This is a genomic window from Candidatus Ruminimicrobiellum ovillum, from assembly GCF_002392975.1.
In the GTDB taxonomy this organism is placed as follows: Bacteria; Elusimicrobiota; Endomicrobiia; order Endomicrobiales; family Endomicrobiaceae; genus Ruminimicrobiellum; species Ruminimicrobiellum ovillum.
Map to the genome: position 1 here is coordinate 41,915 of NZ_DGIC01000008.1, position 16,242 is coordinate 58,156.

At 31.4% G+C, this 16,242-nt stretch carries 15 protein-coding genes; 13 read left to right on the forward strand and 2 right to left on the reverse strand.

What is annotated here, in order from left to right; genetic code table 11:
* The first annotated feature begins 131 nt into the window (after positions 1-131).
* From aspS to B2Y85_RS02770, 13 genes are all read left to right on the forward strand, one after another.
* Positions 132-1,916: an aspartate--tRNA ligase gene (gene aspS / locus B2Y85_RS02710; protein ID WP_372518938.1), complete on the forward strand. Its 1,785-nt coding sequence runs from the start codon at positions 132-134 to the stop codon at positions 1,914-1,916.
* Positions 1,916-3,382: an HD family phosphohydrolase gene (locus tag B2Y85_RS02715; protein ID WP_372518939.1), complete on the forward strand. Its 1,467-nt coding sequence runs from the start codon at positions 1,916-1,918 to the stop codon at positions 3,380-3,382. The genes aspS and B2Y85_RS02715 overlap by 1 nt, the downstream gene beginning before the upstream one ends.
* Before the next feature lie 38 nt (positions 3,383-3,420).
* A complete protein-coding gene (ybeY, locus tag B2Y85_RS02720; protein WP_372518940.1) occupies positions 3,421-3,834 on the forward strand; it encodes an rRNA maturation RNase YbeY in 414 nt (137 codons plus the stop codon).
* Positions 3,819-4,820, forward strand: a complete 1,002-nt coding sequence (locus tag B2Y85_RS02725) for a hemolysin family protein (protein ID WP_372518941.1) — start codon at positions 3,819-3,821, stop codon at positions 4,818-4,820. The genes ybeY and B2Y85_RS02725 overlap by 16 nt, the downstream gene beginning before the upstream one ends.
* A 7-nt stretch (positions 4,821-4,827) precedes the next feature.
* Complete coding sequence (locus B2Y85_RS02730) at positions 4,828-6,084, forward strand: hemolysin family protein (RefSeq protein ID WP_372518942.1); 1,257 nt, start codon at positions 4,828-4,830, stop codon at positions 6,082-6,084.
* A gap of 2 nt (positions 6,085-6,086) precedes the next feature.
* Positions 6,087-6,752 carry a DNA repair protein RecO gene (recO, locus tag B2Y85_RS02735; RefSeq protein WP_372518943.1) on the forward strand — a complete coding sequence of 222 codons (666 nt, stop codon included), beginning with the start codon at positions 6,087-6,089 and terminating at the stop codon, positions 6,750-6,752.
* Positions 6,753-6,817: 65 nt separating this feature from the next.
* On the forward strand, positions 6,818-7,990 hold the full coding sequence (locus B2Y85_RS02740) for a HEAT repeat domain-containing protein (RefSeq protein ID WP_372518944.1): 1,173 nt from the start codon (positions 6,818-6,820) through the stop codon (positions 7,988-7,990).
* A gap of 80 nt (positions 7,991-8,070) precedes the next feature.
* Entirely contained in the window at positions 8,071-8,640 is a 570-nt protein-coding gene (locus tag B2Y85_RS02745) for a TIGR00730 family Rossman fold protein (RefSeq protein ID WP_372518945.1), read from the forward strand.
* Between the two features lie 7 nt (positions 8,641-8,647).
* Positions 8,648-9,406, forward strand: coding sequence for a TrmH family RNA methyltransferase (locus tag B2Y85_RS02750; RefSeq protein ID WP_372518946.1), 759 nt, complete (start codon positions 8,648-8,650; stop codon positions 9,404-9,406).
* Positions 9,396-10,292, forward strand: coding sequence for a cation diffusion facilitator family transporter (locus tag B2Y85_RS02755; protein ID WP_372518947.1), 897 nt, complete (start codon positions 9,396-9,398; stop codon positions 10,290-10,292). Before B2Y85_RS02750 ends, B2Y85_RS02755 begins: the two co-directional genes overlap by 11 nt.
* Positions 10,289-11,332, forward strand: a complete 1,044-nt coding sequence (locus B2Y85_RS02760; protein WP_372518948.1) for a BamA/TamA family outer membrane protein — start codon at positions 10,289-10,291, stop codon at positions 11,330-11,332. Before B2Y85_RS02755 ends, B2Y85_RS02760 begins: the two co-directional genes overlap by 4 nt.
* A gap of 218 nt (positions 11,333-11,550) precedes the next feature.
* Positions 11,551-12,006 carry a YhcH/YjgK/YiaL family protein gene (locus tag B2Y85_RS02765; RefSeq protein ID WP_372518977.1) on the forward strand — a complete coding sequence of 152 codons (456 nt, stop codon included), beginning with the start codon at positions 11,551-11,553 and terminating at the stop codon, positions 12,004-12,006.
* Positions 12,007-12,964: 958 nt separating this feature from the next.
* Positions 12,965-13,825, forward strand: coding sequence for an RCC1 domain-containing protein (locus B2Y85_RS02770; protein ID WP_372518978.1), 861 nt, complete (start codon positions 12,965-12,967; stop codon positions 13,823-13,825).
* A gap of 70 nt (positions 13,826-13,895) precedes the next feature.
* Here the strand turns inward: B2Y85_RS02770 and gltA are convergent, their stop codons facing one another.
* Positions 13,896-15,266, reverse strand: a complete 1,371-nt coding sequence (gene gltA / locus B2Y85_RS02775; RefSeq protein WP_372518949.1) for an NADPH-dependent glutamate synthase — start codon at positions 15,264-15,266, stop codon at positions 13,896-13,898.
* Complete coding sequence (locus tag B2Y85_RS02780) at positions 15,251-16,240, reverse strand: sulfide/dihydroorotate dehydrogenase-like FAD/NAD-binding protein (RefSeq protein WP_372518950.1); 990 nt, start codon at positions 16,238-16,240, stop codon at positions 15,251-15,253. Before B2Y85_RS02780 ends, gltA begins: the two co-directional genes overlap by 16 nt.
* Positions 16,241-16,242 lie beyond the last annotated feature (2 nt).

Genomic DNA, 16,242 nt, shown 5'->3' on the forward strand with positions numbered 1-16,242 from the left:
GGTAATAAATATTATAATAGCATATTGATATAAAATCAATGTTTTTTTATATTCTTATTGTCATTATTTATGTTTTTTTATAAAATATATAAGACTATAAATAAACTAATTTTTATACATAGAGGACTAAGATGAAAAGAAGTTGTTATTGCGGTAAAGTAGATGAAAGTTTTATCGGTAAAGAAATTGTTGTAAGCGGTTGGGTACATTCAAGAAGAGATCACGGCGGAGTTATCTTTATTGATTTAAGAGACAGAGAAGGTCTTGTTCAGATAGTTTTTCAACCCGAGAAAAAAGAAATATTTTCTCAGGCGGAACATTTAAGAAGCGAGTATGTTTTATCCGTAAAAGGTTTGGTCAGAAACAGACCTGAAGGAACAGTTAATCCGAACATGTTTACAGGTAAAGTTGAAATAGTTGTAAACGAACTTGAAATAATCAATACAAGCCCTGTATTGCCGTTGGAAGTTGACGACTATAAAGAAACTTCCGAAGAAATAAGATTAAAGTACAGATACCTTGATTTAAGAAGACCGTCTTTCCAAAAGAATTTTATTTTAAGACATAAAATTTCACAAACAATAAGAGAATATCTTAACAAAGAAGGTTTCTTGGAAATAGAGACACCTTTCTTAACAAAATCTACTCCTGAAGGAGCAAGAGACTTTTTGGTTCCTGCAAGACTTGCACACGGATGTTTTTATGCCTTGCCTCAATCACCTCAGATATTTAAACAAATATTGATGGTTGCGGGTTTTGATAAATATTATCAAATAGCAAGATGTTTCAGAGATGAAGATTTAAGAGCAGACAGACAACTTGAATTTACTCAGGTTGATATGGAAATGTCTTTTATCGATGAACAGGATATTATGACTATAGTTGAACAAATGCTTGCCAAAATATTTAAAGATGTTTTAGGTAAAGAAATACAAACACCGTTCTTAAGAATGCCTTACGATGAAGCAATGTTAAGGTTCGGTTCCGATAAACCCGATACAAGATTTGCAATGGAAATAAAAGATTTTACAAAAGAACTTGCAAATTGCGGTTTCGGAGTATTCAAAAATGTTATAGCAAAAGGTAATGTTGTCAGAGGACTTTGTATAACAGGCGGTGCAAAATTTTCAAGATCCGAAATTGACGGACTTACAAAATTTGTAGGTGAGTTCGGTGCAAAAGGTCTTGCTTGGATGAAGATAACCGCTAACGGTGCAGAATCCAATATTGTTAAATTTTTCACAAAAGAAGAAATAGACACAATAATAAACAAACTTGAAGCTAAAGACGGTGATTTGGTGGTTTTCTTGGCAGATGAAGTTGATATTGTTGCTCAAGGTCTTGGTGCATTGAGATTAAAGATGGGTAAACAGTTAGGCCTTATAGATAAAGATAAATTTAATTTCTTATGGGTAGTGGATTTTCCGTTATTTGCTTGGGATAAAGAAGAAAAAAGATGGGTGGCAAACCATCATCCGTTTACGGCAGTAAAAGATGAAGATGTTGATAAACTTACTCAGGAAAAAGCAGGCGAGGCCAAAGCAAGAGCTTACGATGTTATTTTAAACGGAGTCGAGCTCGGCGGAGGTTCGATAAGAATACATAAATCCGATATGCAATCAAAAGTATTTAATCTTTTAAATATTACCGAAGAATCCGCAAAAGAAAAGTTCGGATTTTTACTTGATGCATTAACTTACGGAGCTCCTCCGCACGGCGGACTTGCAATCGGTTTTGACAGGTTATGTGCATTGTTAATAGGGGAAGAGTCCATAAGAGAAGTTATAGCATTTCCTAAAACACAAAAAGCTATATGCCCGTTATCAAATGCTCCGTCGGAAGTTGCTGAAAAACAATTAAGAGAGTTGGGAATAAAAATAAACCAAAAAAAACAGGTTAACACAGAAGAAAAATAGTGAAGACTTTAAGAAGTTGGTTAAAATCAAAAGTAAAAAAATTCCTGTTGTTTCTAATAAAACAATTGGATAATGAAGTTCCTATTGTTCCTAAAATAAGATTATCAAGCGATAATATATTAAAAAAAGATATAAGTGTTCCGATACCCTTAACCGTGATAGTTTCTTTTATTTGTATTTATTTTATGTTGATAATGCAAACTACGGTAAACTATTTGGAAATGGTCGGTGTATTTGTTGCCCTTTTATCTATATTTGCTTTTGAAATTTTTTATTTTAAATATGAAGCAAATAAAATAAATTTAGATAATGTTAAGGTTTTAATAATATCTTTTATCACCGTTGTTTCTTTGTTATCTTTTCAAATTTATACGAGTTTAATGTCACAAATTTCTTTCCCTTTATCGGCATTTACCGTTTTAATGGCATTACTTGTATCCGTTAGAGTAAGTGTTGTGTACACTTTTACAATGGTAATATTTTTTATTTTAATAAATGATTTTTCAATAATAGTTCCTTTATTTCATATTGCCGGCGGGTTGGTATCGGTAATAAATGTAAGAAAAATAAGAAGCAGAACAGGTTTTACCAGAGTAGGAATAAATATATTTTTTGCAATGCTTGTTCCGTTAATAGTTTTCTATTTTTTTAATATTTTAAGTCTCGATGAAACGATAGAAAATATTGCTTATGTTGCAATGAATGCCGCTTTATCTGTTTTGATGATATTGGCATTGCTTCCTATTTTTGAATCTTTATTTTCCAGAACGACGAATATAAAACTTATAGAACTTTCCGACTTTAACAGCCCGTTATTAAAAAGACTTATGGAAGAGGCTCCCGGTACATATCATCACAGTTTAATGACGGCATCTATTGCCGGAAATGCTGCCGAAGCAATAGGGGAAAATGCATTACTTGCACGAGTTTGTGCATATTATCACGATATAGGTAAACTAAAAAATCCGGAATATTTTATAGAAAATCAAAACGGTGCCAAGAATCCGCACGATGAAATTTCACCTTCAATGTCCGGTTTGGTATTGGTTTCTCATGTTAAAGACGGTGTTGCTTTAGCAAAACAATACAAAATAGATAAAATTATAGTAGATGCAATAAATCAGCATCATGGTACATCGTTAATACAATATTTTTATTATAAAGCATTGGAAAAAGACAGCAGTGTTAATGAACAAGATTTCAGATATCCCGGTCAGAAACCTACAACAAAAATTGCGGCAATACTTATGATATCCGATTCCGTAGAAGCAATATCAAGAACATTGAAAGAAACTTCTGCCGGAAAACTGAAAGAAATGGTGGAAAAAGTTATAAATAATAAATTTGCCGACGGACAATTTTCGGATTGTCCTATAACATTAAAAGATTTATTTGAAATATCCGAAAGTGTAACAAATACATTGTGCTCAATATATCATGCCAGAATAGAATACAAAAGCCGCTAAGCGACTTTTGTGAAGATTAGAAGAATAGAAGGAAAAAGATGAAAAATAAGGAATTGATATTTACCGGATTTGATAAAAAAATAATTCCGTTGATGAAAAAAACGGCTGAGTTTGCTTTAAAATATGAAAAGATAAAACAATACAATATCAGTTTTACAATGGTAAGTGATATTGCTATAAAAAAGATGAACAGGAAATACAGGAAAGTTAACAGAATAACGGATGTTATTTCTTTTCTCGTAGATAAAGACCTTTTCATGGGTGACATATATATCTCTGATAACAGGCCTAAAAAAAATGCAAAGAAATACGGCTTTACTTATGAACAAGAGTTATGTTATCTTGTAATACATTCAATCTTACATTTGGAAGGATATACGGATTATACCCCTGAAAACAAAAAGAAGATGTTTTCAAAACAGGATAAAATATTCAAATGTATATTTTCTTAGAAATACTTCTATTAATATTTTTCTTAATGCTGTCTGCTTTTTGGTCGGCATCCGAAATATCATTGAACAGTCTATCCAGATACAGAGTAAAAAAACTTATAGTCTTAAAGAAATCAATAGCAGAGCCGTTATTAAGATGGTTGAACAGTCCGTATTATTTACTTACCGTTATTTTGACCGGAAATGTTTTATCCGATATGATGGTGAGCTTTTTGTTTAGTTCTTTAGCGGTTACAATTTTTTATATGGTAAACAGAAATGTGTTGGATGTTATTACATGGATAGTTGCAACATTTACGGTTTTAATTGTCGGAGAAATTACACCGAAAATTTACAGCAGGGCAAATTCTCAAAAAGTGGCATTGCTTACTGTACCGTTACTTTCGCAAATAGAACATGTTACTAAACCTTTTCTTTATCCGATAATGAAAATATTGGATTTAATGTTCAGTAAAGATGATGAAAAAGATGAATACCCTGCTCTTACAAGAGAGGAAGTTGAGACTTTGATTTCGGAAGCCGATAAGCAAGGTATCTTTGATAAAAACATAAGTACAATGCTCGAAAGATCGGTAGGATTTACCGAAACGATTGCCGTAAAAATAATGACACCGTTTAAAGATATAGAAGCAGTAAATATTGATGACGATAACGAAAAATTTATAGACATGATTGTTGAAACGGCCAGAAGCAGAGTACCGGTTTATAAAGGGACGAAAGAAAATATTATAGGTTATGTTCATATTAATGATATTTTGTGGTTATGGAAAGAAAAGAAAGAAAATCTTATAAAAAAATCTATTAAACCGGCATACTTTATTAATCCCGACAAAAAAATAAGTGAATTGTTAAAAGAGTTACAAGAAGGAACGACTCATATAGCTTTTGTGAAAAATAAGAAAGATAAAATAATAGGCATGGTAACATTGGAAGATATAGTTGAAGAAATTGTCGGGGAAATACTCGACGAATATGATGAAGTTTAGGTAAAAAATGATACAGATAATTATAAAATTTTTAATCTTTTTAGTGTTTATGTTTTCGGCGGCATTTTTTTCCGCTGCTGAAACGGCGATAACCAGTCTTACAAGTTCCAATATAAGAAGAATAAAAGAAAGATATAATAAATTGTACAGATATATAGCTTATTGGGAACAGTATCCCGATGATGTTATTACTACAATGATAGTGTGGATGAACCTTTCTGTTGTTGCTATAGGAGTATCTACAACTTCAATGGGGCTTGATATTATAGAAAAATATCAATTGGATAAAGCTTTATGGATAAGTATAATTCCGGTAATAGCTATAGTTATAACATTAATCTTTACGAATCTTATACCCAAATCTTTCGGCAGATATAAAGCGGATAAATTTGCAATAAAGGCATTACCGATAGTAATAAAATTTACAACGATAACAAGAGGTTTAAACATATTCTTGGTTTCAATTTCCAACGATATACTTAAAGTTGTCGGAAGGAAAACTCAAGAACCGAAATTGATACAACCCGATGAAGTGGAATTTTTGTTGTCCAATGAAAAGGTTTCACCGTTATCAAAAACATCAAGAAGTATCATCAATAGAATTATAGAATTCAGAAAAACTAAAATTACACAAGTTATGATATCCAAATCTGAAATTTTTGCTGTAAATATTGAACAACCGAGAGAGAAATTGATGAATGAAATTATAGCGACGCAGTTTTCCAGAATTCCTGTATACAGGGATTCGATAGATAACATTATAGGAATAGTAACGGCAAAAGATATTGCTATGGCATGGAGAAACGGAGAAGTGTTGGCAATAGAGGATTTAATAAGACCTGTATATTATGTTCCCGAAACCGCATATGTAAAACAGATTTTAACGGAATTTAAAAAAGGTAAGGATCATATGGCAATAGTTGTAGATGAGTTCGGTTCTACGATAGGGCTTGTGACGATGGAAGATTTGCTTGAAGAAATCGTGGGCGAAGTGTGGGACGAGTATGATGAAAAAGACGGGAATATAAAGATGTTAACCGATGGCAAATATTTAATAAACGGATATGAATCGATATCGGATGTAAACGATGAATTGAAATTAAATATACCCGAAACTCATTTTTCTACTATAAACGGTTGGGTATTGGAACATTTCGGATATATTCCGAAAAGATACGAAAAGTTTACATGGAATAATTTAGAAGTTGAAATAGAAAGTGTAGAACCAAAAAAAGTTAAGAGAATTATTTTAAAGATAAAATAAAAATGTATTACAACATAAAAGCATTAATATTAAATACGAAAGTCGCTTCGGAAGCAGACAAAATTATTACCGCTTATACGGATAAGTGGGGTAAAATTTATGCTATTGTTCCCAGTGCAAAAAAAATAGTTGCAAAACTTAATGCTGCCACGGAACCTGTTACCGAAAGCGAGTTAATAATTTATCAGACTTCACAATATTCAAGACCTACTGTTACGGGAGCAAGAATTTTAAATAACAACACATTGGTTAAACAGGACTTTCACAGGAATTTGTTGGCATTTTATGTTTGTGAGATAAGTGACAAATTTGCACCTGTGCATTTGCCGAGCAAAAAAAAATACGAACTTATAACAAGGACATGGGATTTGCTTGCAACTTCAAAAGCTCCTTTAAGAGTGTTAACGGCTTTTTCTTTGAGATTGTTAAAAATATCAGGTTACAGTATGGTAGATTATTTGAAAAGAAATTATTCAAATATAAAAAAAGAAGATATTTTATACTTAAAAAAAATTGCAAATTGTTCCGGCGATTCGTTGGATATAATGCAGGAATTTGAAAATAGTGACGATAAAATTATGTGGAATTATGTGGAAAGTTATATCAAAACATATGTCCCTCAACCTTCTGTCGGTTTGTTTCTGAAAAAAATCAATTATATAAATTGATAGTGTGTTGTAAATTTTGTGATAAAATTATAAACTATCCTTTACAAATATATTGGGAGTTTGGTATGAAGATACAAAAATTTGTAGTTTTATTTTTGATGGCATGTATGCCTATTGTTATTTCATGCAAAGGAGATTATTTTGATAAAGCAGTATCGTATCAAAATGACGGTGAGTATGAAAAAGCAATAGATTTTTATAATAGAGCAATTGATGAAAATGATCACGTAGCCGATTCCGAAAAAAATGTCGGAGATATTTATTTTTTACATGATCAATTTGAATATGCTTTTTCGTGTTATGAAAGAGCAATGGAAGCAGTTTCTCCCGAAGCAATGGATACGACAATAAAACTTGGTTCTTTCGGTGATGCCTCCGTAAGAAAATTGGCTGCACGGACTCTTTCCAATATTAAGAATAAAAAAGCACAAAATATTATATTTAAAAAATTGGTGGAAGTGTTAAATTCAAATGATGAAAATAAAATTATAGATGCTCTTGAAATGATGTTGCAATTTGAAAGAGATCTTTCTCCTATAGCACCGAATTTAATGGCTTTATTAGATAGTAAAAATATTGTAATAAAACAAAAAACTTTGCTTATTTTACCGAAAGTAGCCGAAGATGCTTGCAATGATGAAGAATGTTTTAACAAAATAATGGGTTATTTAAATCAAAATAATGAAATATTGAAAACATCCGCAATAGAATGTTTAGGAAATATGCAAAAATATGCAAAGAAAGCTTTACCTGTTCTTGTAGGTATAGCTGTTAACGATAAATTAAATAAAGAACAAGCATTAAATGCTATCGGACAAATTGGCGTCCCTTCTAAAGAAAATGCTGCCAATATGTATTCTTTCTTAAAAGATAAGCCGAATGAAATAAAAATAAAATTTTTAGATATGTTTGAAGATTTGGCATCGAAAGATGATAATACTGCAAAAGAATATGTCCCGTATATATTAATGTTTTTGAAGTACGATGATTTAAATGTTAAACAAAAAACAAGAGCCGTTTTAACCAAAGTGGGTAAAGCAGCTCCGGAAACAATACCCGCACTTATTGATTTGTTGCAGGATAATAATAATGAGATAGTTTCAAGAGCTATTTATGAACTCGGTGATTTAGGTAAAGCGGCTTCAGGTGCAGTAGCACCGTTGAAAAAAATAGTAGAAACGACTCAGGATAAAGATATTAAAAAAATAGCAAGTGATGCTTTACAGAAAATACGTTAAGTAAAAAATTTGTGATATTTTGAAAAGGAAACTATCTTATTACGGAAACAAGATAGTTTCTTTTTTTGGGGAAAGAAATAATGTCTAAAAAAATATGTGTGTTTTGCGGTTCGAACAGCGGATATAATGAAATATATGCTAATGTTGCCAAACAATTTGCAAGAGAAATAGTTAAAAATAATATGACGCTTGTTTACGGCGGCGGCAAAGTCGGTATTATGGGAATAATTTCAAAAGAAATTATGGATAACGGCGGTGAGGTTATAGGGGTAATACCTGAATTTTTAAATAATATGAATTTAGGAAACAAAAATTTAACCGAAATGAAAGTTGTTTCGGATATGCATGTAAGAAAAAAAACGATGTATGAAATATCCGATTATTTTGTTGCATTGCCAGGCGGAATAGGTACATTTGAAGAGATAACCGAAATTATAACTTGGAAGCAACTTAATATTCATAATAAACCGATTGCTATTTTGAATATAAATAATTTTTATGATAATTACATAAATTTATTACAGAAATCCGTAGACGAAGGTTTTATGAAACAAATACATGTGAGTAATATTATAGTTGAGTCGGATTATAGCAAAATTATAGATAGATTAGAATCCGCAAAAGATAAGCAGGAATTAAAGTTTATATAAGGTCAAAATGTTTATAGAAAGTGTTCATAACGATATTATTAAATTGGTTGTTTCTTTAAAAGAAAAGAAAAACAGAGATGAGAAATCTTTGTTTGTTGTTGAAGGATTTAAACAGGTATCCGAAATTCCCAAAGATTGGAAAATCGAATTTGTTTTATGTACGGACAAATATAAAGATTTTGTTTCAGATAAAAAATATATAACGACGGGAAAGATATTTAAGAAAATTTCCGATACAAAAACACCTCAGGAAATTTTGGCTGTTGTTGAAAAGAAGAAGTTCGATAAAGAAACAGTATTATCGAACAAAGGTATTTTTGTTGTAATAGATACATTACAGGATCCCGGAAATATCGGAACAATTATCAGAACAGCCGAAGCTTTCGGTTGTAAAGGAATATTTATATCGAAAAATTCCGCAGATGTTTATGGCGATAAAGTAGTCCGTTCGACAATGGGTGCAATATTTAATATACCTATAGTTCAAGAATGTGATATAGTTTCTTTGATGTTGCAAATGAAACAAAAACAAATAAACACTTGTGCTTTCTCGTTGGATACCGACAATGTTTTATCAAGGTTTAAATTTAAAAACAGTACTGCAATAATAATAGGTAATGAATCCAACGGTATAAACAAAGATGTTTTGAATATTGTTGATGACAAAATAAAAATAGATATGTGGGGTAAATCTCAATCTTTAAATGCTGCGGTTGCATGTTCTATTGCCGTATATGAGGTTTCAAAACAATTAAATGGAAAATAAAGAGAAAGAAATAAAGAATGTTACTGTTGTTGGAGTAATAGTAAACTTATTCCTGTCGATAACAAAACTTATTATAGGATATTTGGGAAACAGTCAGGCTTTAATAGCCGACGGTGTTCACAGTTTTTCCGATTTGGCAACGGATTTATCTATAATTTTCGGTGTAAAATATTGGTTGGCTCCGGCAGATGAAGAGCATCAATACGGACACAGAAAAATAGAGTTATTGGTTACAATTTTTATTGCCATAGCTTTAGCTTTTGTAGGTATATCTATTTTTGCTAAAGCAATATTGGCATTGAAACAAAACAATATTCAGTCGCCGAGTTTGGTGGCATTTATCGGTGCGATGTTGTCTATAATATCAAAAGAGTGGCTTTACAGATATACGGCAAAAAAAGCAAATATGTTGAAATCTCCTGCGGTAAAAGCAAATGCCTGGCATCACAGATCCGATGCAATAAGTTCTTTGCCTGTAGCAATAGTAATTGTAATAGCGGCAATATTTCCTAAATTAATATGGCTTGATGCCATAGGTGCAATTGTGGTATCGGTGTTTATTATTTATCCTGCATATACAATATTTAAAAAATCTATATTGAGTATTTTGGATGAAAGTGTTGACAGTGAAACTTTATCAAAGATAGAGCAAATTGCATTGCAAACAAAAGATGTTAAAGAAGTTCATGATATAAGAACAAGAAAAGCCGGTGAAACTTTTTTTGTTGATATGCATATATTGGTTGACGGTAATATCTCTGTTCAAGAAGGTCATGATATATCCGAAGAAGTAAAATTAAATCTTATGAAATCGAACAAAGATATTTTAGATGTATTGGTTCATTTGGAGCCGTTTAATGAAATAGAGAGTAAACAAAATAAATGAAAAAAAATTTTATATTAATATCACTTATTTTATTTTTATCCGTATCTCAAGCGTACAGCCAGTCTAAAAATATTTTTTTTCTGTTTCCTTTTTATGCTCCGGAAACGAGTTTAGGTTTGGTTTTTACCGATATATTACATTTTAAATCCGACACTCAAAAACATTTTTCGGCATTAAATTTATTTGCCTTGTACACATTAAAAAATCAGTGTACTTTCGGAGTTGCTCCCGCAATTTATTTTGATAATCAAAATTATTTGTTGGAAGGTAAACTTATTTATACAAATTTTTTAAGAAAATTTTATGGTGCCGGAAATAATACTTCAAAAGACGATGAAGAAGAATTTGTTAATAGAGCCCATGGTTTCGGAGTAGGCTTTTCAAGAAAAATAATAGATAATTTGATGTTTGGCGTGCAATATGATTTATCTGATATGACCATACAAAATACCGATGACGACGGTCAGCTTCAATATTGTAAAACAAACGGCGTCATTTCGGGAGCGGGTTTTAAAGCAAACTTTGATACAAGAGATAATAATATATATCCTACAAAAGGTGTTTGGATAAGAGCCGATTATATGCTTTACAATAGCAAATTAGGCAGTAAATATAATTATTCAAAAACAAATTTTGACTTTAGAAATTATTTTTATGTTTATAGCAAAAAATTACTGTTTTCTTATCAGTTCTACGGTGAATTTATAAACGGAAAAGCACCGATACAAGTTTTGCCTGCATTAGGCGGTTCAAATTTGTTAAGAGGCTTTTATGCCAACAGATTTGCGGACAATATTTTATTATCTTTTCAGCCGGAACTTAAAATAAAAATAACAAATAGTATTTGGTTGGCATTATTTACCGGTGTGGGTAATGTTTATAATAATTTGGAAGATGTGGATTTGAAAGAGATAAAGACTGCCACGGGGTTCGGAGCAAGAATAAAGATAAAAGACAATCCGAGAATGAATTTCAGAATAGATTTTGCTTTTTCAAATGAATCACAAGGAACATATTTTACTTTGATGGAAGCCTTTTAAGGGCAATGTACAATTTACAATGTATAATTTATAATTAAATATGTTTGTGTTTTGTCAAAAAACTAAAAAATAATAAAATTTGCTATGCAAATTTTACCAACATTATACATTGTACATTATAAATTATAAATTAAAATGTTTTTTACTTGAAAAGAGATATTTTTCAGTAGTTTTTGGACTAAACTATAAAGTAGAAATATAGGAGAGAAAAATTGTTAGTGTCATCAATAAAGAGTTATAAAAGTATATTGAACTTTTTTCCGCAGTTAGATATAGTTTTTGATTATATAGTTAAAAATATCAATAATAAAACTTTGGATGGAAAATATAATATAACAAAAGACATATATGCTATAGTTCAAACTTGTCAACCGAAACCTAAAAAAGAACAGGTATTGGAAAGACATAAAAAATATATAGATTTGCAGTATGTTATTTCCGGTAAAGAAAAAATAGGGTGGAAGTTTTTTGATAAGGATTTTAAAACATTAAAAAGATATAATCCAAAAAAGGATATAGCTTTTTATTCAAATCTTCCAGAGACTTTTATAGATTTGAAAAAAGGTGAATTTGCAATATTTTTTTCGGAAGATACTCATGCACCTTTGTGTTGCGATAAAACAGTTAAAAAATGTATAGTTAAAATTCCGATAAAAAGATTTAAATATGCTTAATGTTTATTATATAATACATTAGGTATGTTAATGGTTTGTTTAATATGCTGTTTATATTGTAAATATATAGATAAAACATCTTGATATTGTATTAGGAATATATATGAAAAAAATAAATTTTATAATGGTTGCAGCGTTGTTGTTTGGTTTGATATCTTTTGAGCAAGATCTTTTTGCCGGAATCAATAAACAGGAAATATTGAAGTTAGAGGAACAGCTTTCACAAGAAAGAGATGCTATAACAAAAATAGATTTGGAAACACAAATAGAAATAAAAAAATTGGAAGAAGTTGTTCTTGAAAAGACAAAAAATTTTGATAATTATAATAGTAACGTATCAATTCAAAAGGTAATGTCGGATGCTCCAAAAATAAAACAAGATGTAATATTTTTGGTTGATGAACTTGAAAAGTTGTTGAATAAAAACAAACATAGAATAATGTCTTTTTACAACGAACAAATAAAAATGTCTTATAACAGCATAAAAAAAACGCAATGGGAAACCGAAGATGAATATAACAAAAGAGTGCAAAGAAATAAAGAAATTTTGGAAGAGAACAGAAAAAGAGATTTGTTTATAAATGAAGATGAAATACTGCAAACCATAGTAAAATTTACGGATCCGTTTATGGATATATTAAAGTATTTTAATACCGAAAAGTTTTCCGATAAGGACAATGATAAAGCAACACTTATATCAATAAAAGAATTCAATGTAAGCGATTTTTTGTTAAATATAGAATATAAACAAAAAAAATATTTAGTTGAGTATGATTTTTCCGGCATTGGAAAGGCAAATGTGGAACTGATGTATCAAACTCAATATCAATTTGATATTGAACCTTTATTTTCGTTAAATAATAACTTAACGAAAGAATTAACGGCATTTAAAATCAAACATAACGGAATGAAAAATGAAAAAATAGCGGATGTTTCCGGAATATCCGAATTTAGAGGAATAAACAAGCTTTCTAAGTATAGATGTGTATATAAAATAATTAATACAAGATATGGTTCAATTTCCGCAGGGGGATATCATACAATAGGATTAAAAGAAGATGGGACTGTTCTTGCTGTTGGCAATAACGATAACGGTCAATGTAATGTGGAACACTGGAAAGATATAGTATCAATATCTGCCGGTAATTGTCATACAATAGGATTAAAAAATGACGGGAAGGTTGTTGCTTGCGGTAATAATTATTACGGACAATGTAATGTAATGAAATGGGAAAATATTATTGCAATATCTGCCGGGAAAGACCACACGGTAGGATTGAAAGAGGATGGAACGGTTGTTGCCATAGGAAATAATGTATTTGGTCAGTGTGATGTTGGTAAGTGGAGAGATATTGTTGCAATATCTGCCGGAGGAAATCATACCGTAGGTTTGAAAAAAGACGGAACGGTAGTTGCTGCAGGTTATAATAAAAATATGCAATGTAATGTTAGAGAGTGGAGAGGTATTTCTGCAATATCTGCCGGAGAGTATCATACTTTGGGTTTAATGAGAAATAAAACAATTGTTGCTGTAGGTAATAACGATAATTGGCAATGCAATATAGCAAGAAGAGAAAATATAGTTGCAATTTCTGCTGCCGAAGACCATAGTGTGGGATTAAGAGAAGACGGTACTGTTGTTGCTACCGGAAGTAATGAATACGGACAATGTGATGTTAATTGGTGGAAAGATGTAACAGAAATTGCCGCAGGTTTGAATTTTACTATCGGCTTAACGAAAGATGGAAAATTTTTTACTTGCGGTAATAATTATTACGATCAATGCGATATTGAAGATTGGCATTTAAGAAAAGAATAAAAATTTTATATAAATAAAAAAGCAGGAAAGAAAAATTTTTCTCCCTGCTTTTTTATTATTTTAACTGTTTTTATTTTGTTAAATAAGCGTGAATATTTTTTGCGGCTTGTTTACCCATTCCCATAGCTTGAATAACCGTGCTGCCGCCTGCTATATCACCGCCTGCAAAAATGCCTTCTCTTGTTGTCATAAATTTATCATCAACTATAAGATGACCTTTTTTATCTGTTTGTAAACCTTTTGTTAATGAAGGTAATATCGGGTTGGGATTTAATCCCAATGCAAGTATAACCAAATCTGTTTCTATTACAAAATTAGAACCTTCTATTTCTACGGGTTTTCTTCTTCCGGAAGCATCAGGTTCCGTTAATTGCATTTTTACACATTCTACGGCTTTTACAAAACCTTTATCATCGGAAATGAATTTTTTAGGAGCCGTTAATTCTATAAACTCAATGCCTTCTTCCAAAGCATGTTTTCTTTCTTCAAGTCTTGCAGGCATTTCGTTTTGTGTTCTTCTGTACAACAATTTTACCGATTGAGCGCCGATTCTTTTTGCCGTTCTTACCGAATCCATTGCGGTGTTTCCGCCGCCGATAACAACAACATTTTTACCTTTATGTACCGGAGTATCATATTCAGGGAACTGAAATGCGTTCATTAAATTTATTCTGACTAAAAACTCGTTAGCGGAATAAATGTTGTTAAGATTTTCGCCTTCAACTCCCGGAAATGTCGGCAATCCCGCACCTGTTCCCACAAATATTGCTTTAAAACCTTCGTTAAACAAATCTTCTACGGTTTTTGTTCTGCCTATTAAATAATTAAATACGAATTTTATTCCGAGCTTTTTTAATGAATCTACTTCTTTATCCAAAACCGCAACGGGTAATCTGAATTCGGGAATACCGTATCTTAAAACTCCGCCGCTGTCGTGCAAAGATTCAAATATGGTAACATCGTAGCCTAACTTGGCTAAATCTCCGGCACAAGTAAGACCTGCAGGTCCGGAACCTATAACGGCAACTTTAATTCCGTTAGGTTTTATATCAAAATTTTCTTCTTTGATATTTTTTGCTGCCCAATCCGCTGCATATCTTTCAAGATTACCTATTGCAATAGGTTCTTGTTTTATTCCCAATATACATTTGCTTTCACATTGTTTTTCCTGAGGACAAACTCTGCCGCAAACGGCGGGCAAGTTACTTTTTGATTTAATAACTTTTATTGCACCGGCAGGATTATTGTTTGCTAATTCGTGTATAAATTCGGGAATGTTAACTTCAACAGGGCAACCTGTTACACACATAGGATTTTTGCAATGCAAACATCTTTTTGCTTCAGTTAATGCTTGATCGTCGCTATATCCTAAATTTACTTCTTGAAAATCTTTATTTCTTACATTTGGGTCTCTTTCGACCATCTTTATTCTTTGTGGCATTTGCACTCCATGTTAAGAATTTCTTTATATTTTTCTAAAGCTGCTTTTTCGTTTTCTTTAAATGCTTTTAAACGACTTGTAAGTTCGTCCCAATCTACTAAATGTCCGTCGAATTCAGGACCGTCAACACATGCAAATCTTATTTTTTTGTCTACACTTACTCTGCATGCACCGCACATTCCCGTTCCGTCCACCATTATAGGGTTTAACGACACAAGAGTTTTTAAATTATATTCTTTTGTCATATTGGATACCGCTTTCATCATGGGAACAGGTCCTATTGCATAAACGATATTAACTTTTTCTCTTTTTATTACATCCGCCAAAACGTTGGTAACAAAACCTTTTATTCCGTAAGAACCGTCATCGGTTGCGGTTAAAAGTTCCGTTGAGTTTGCTTTAAGCTCGTCCTGCAATAACAACAAATCTTTGTTTCTTGCACCTACTATTGTAATAACTTTATTTCCTGCTTTTAACAAATCGCTTATTACAGGTAAAAGTTCCGCTGTTCCTACTCCGCCTGCCATTGCAACTACCGTTCCGAAATTTTCGATTTCGGTAGGTTTTCCCAAAGGACCGACGATATCTCTTATAAAGTCACCTTCTTTTAAGTTACCGAGTTCCGTAGTAGATTTACCTACTGTTTGAAATATTATTTTTATAGTTCCTTTTTCCAAGTTTTTGCCTGCAACGGTTAAAGGAAATCTTTCACCTTTTTCATGCAACCTTAAAACTATAAATTGTCCCGGCTTAATATTTTTTGCAATGTCCGGAGCTTCAATTTCAAAACTTTTTATTACTGACGATAAAACTTCTTTTTTTATAATTTTAAACATATCTTTCTCACTGTTATAAATTTCAAAAATTATATATCTTTTATAAAAAATATTCAATTGAAAATCGCTGAAAACATTTTTTTTGGAATCTTGTAGTTGCAGTTTGCTGTTTTTCCATACATCTATACCTCTATACATCC

What these genes read in the sequence shown, in the direction of transcription:
- B2Y85_RS02750 (WP_372518946.1), top strand. Translation starts at nt 8,648, where the DNA reads ATGTTTATAGAAAGTGTTCATAACGATATTATTAAATTGGTTGTTTCT.
- B2Y85_RS02745 (WP_372518945.1), top strand. Translation starts at nt 8,071, where the DNA reads ATGTCTAAAAAAATATGTGTGTTTTGCGGTTCGAACAGCGGATATAAT.
- gltA (WP_372518949.1), bottom strand. Translation starts at nt 15,266, where the DNA reads ATGCCACAAAGAATAAAGATGGTCGAAAGAGACCCAAATGTAAGAAAT.
- B2Y85_RS02780 (WP_372518950.1), bottom strand. Translation starts at nt 16,240, where the DNA reads ATGTATAGAGGTATAGATGTATGGAAAAACAGCAAACTGCAACTACAA.
- B2Y85_RS02740 (WP_372518944.1), top strand. Translation starts at nt 6,818, where the DNA reads ATGAAGATACAAAAATTTGTAGTTTTATTTTTGATGGCATGTATGCCT.
- ybeY (WP_372518940.1), top strand. Translation starts at nt 3,421, where the DNA reads ATGAAAAATAAGGAATTGATATTTACCGGATTTGATAAAAAAATAATT.
- B2Y85_RS02730 (WP_372518942.1), top strand. Translation starts at nt 4,828, where the DNA reads ATGATACAGATAATTATAAAATTTTTAATCTTTTTAGTGTTTATGTTT.
- B2Y85_RS02760 (WP_372518948.1), top strand. Translation starts at nt 10,289, where the DNA reads ATGAAAAAAAATTTTATATTAATATCACTTATTTTATTTTTATCCGTA.
- B2Y85_RS02755 (WP_372518947.1), top strand. Translation starts at nt 9,396, where the DNA reads ATGGAAAATAAAGAGAAAGAAATAAAGAATGTTACTGTTGTTGGAGTA.
- aspS (WP_372518938.1), top strand. Translation starts at nt 132, where the DNA reads ATGAAAAGAAGTTGTTATTGCGGTAAAGTAGATGAAAGTTTTATCGGT.
- B2Y85_RS02725 (WP_372518941.1), top strand. Translation starts at nt 3,819, where the DNA reads ATGTATATTTTCTTAGAAATACTTCTATTAATATTTTTCTTAATGCTG.
- recO (WP_372518943.1), top strand. Translation starts at nt 6,087, where the DNA reads ATGTATTACAACATAAAAGCATTAATATTAAATACGAAAGTCGCTTCG.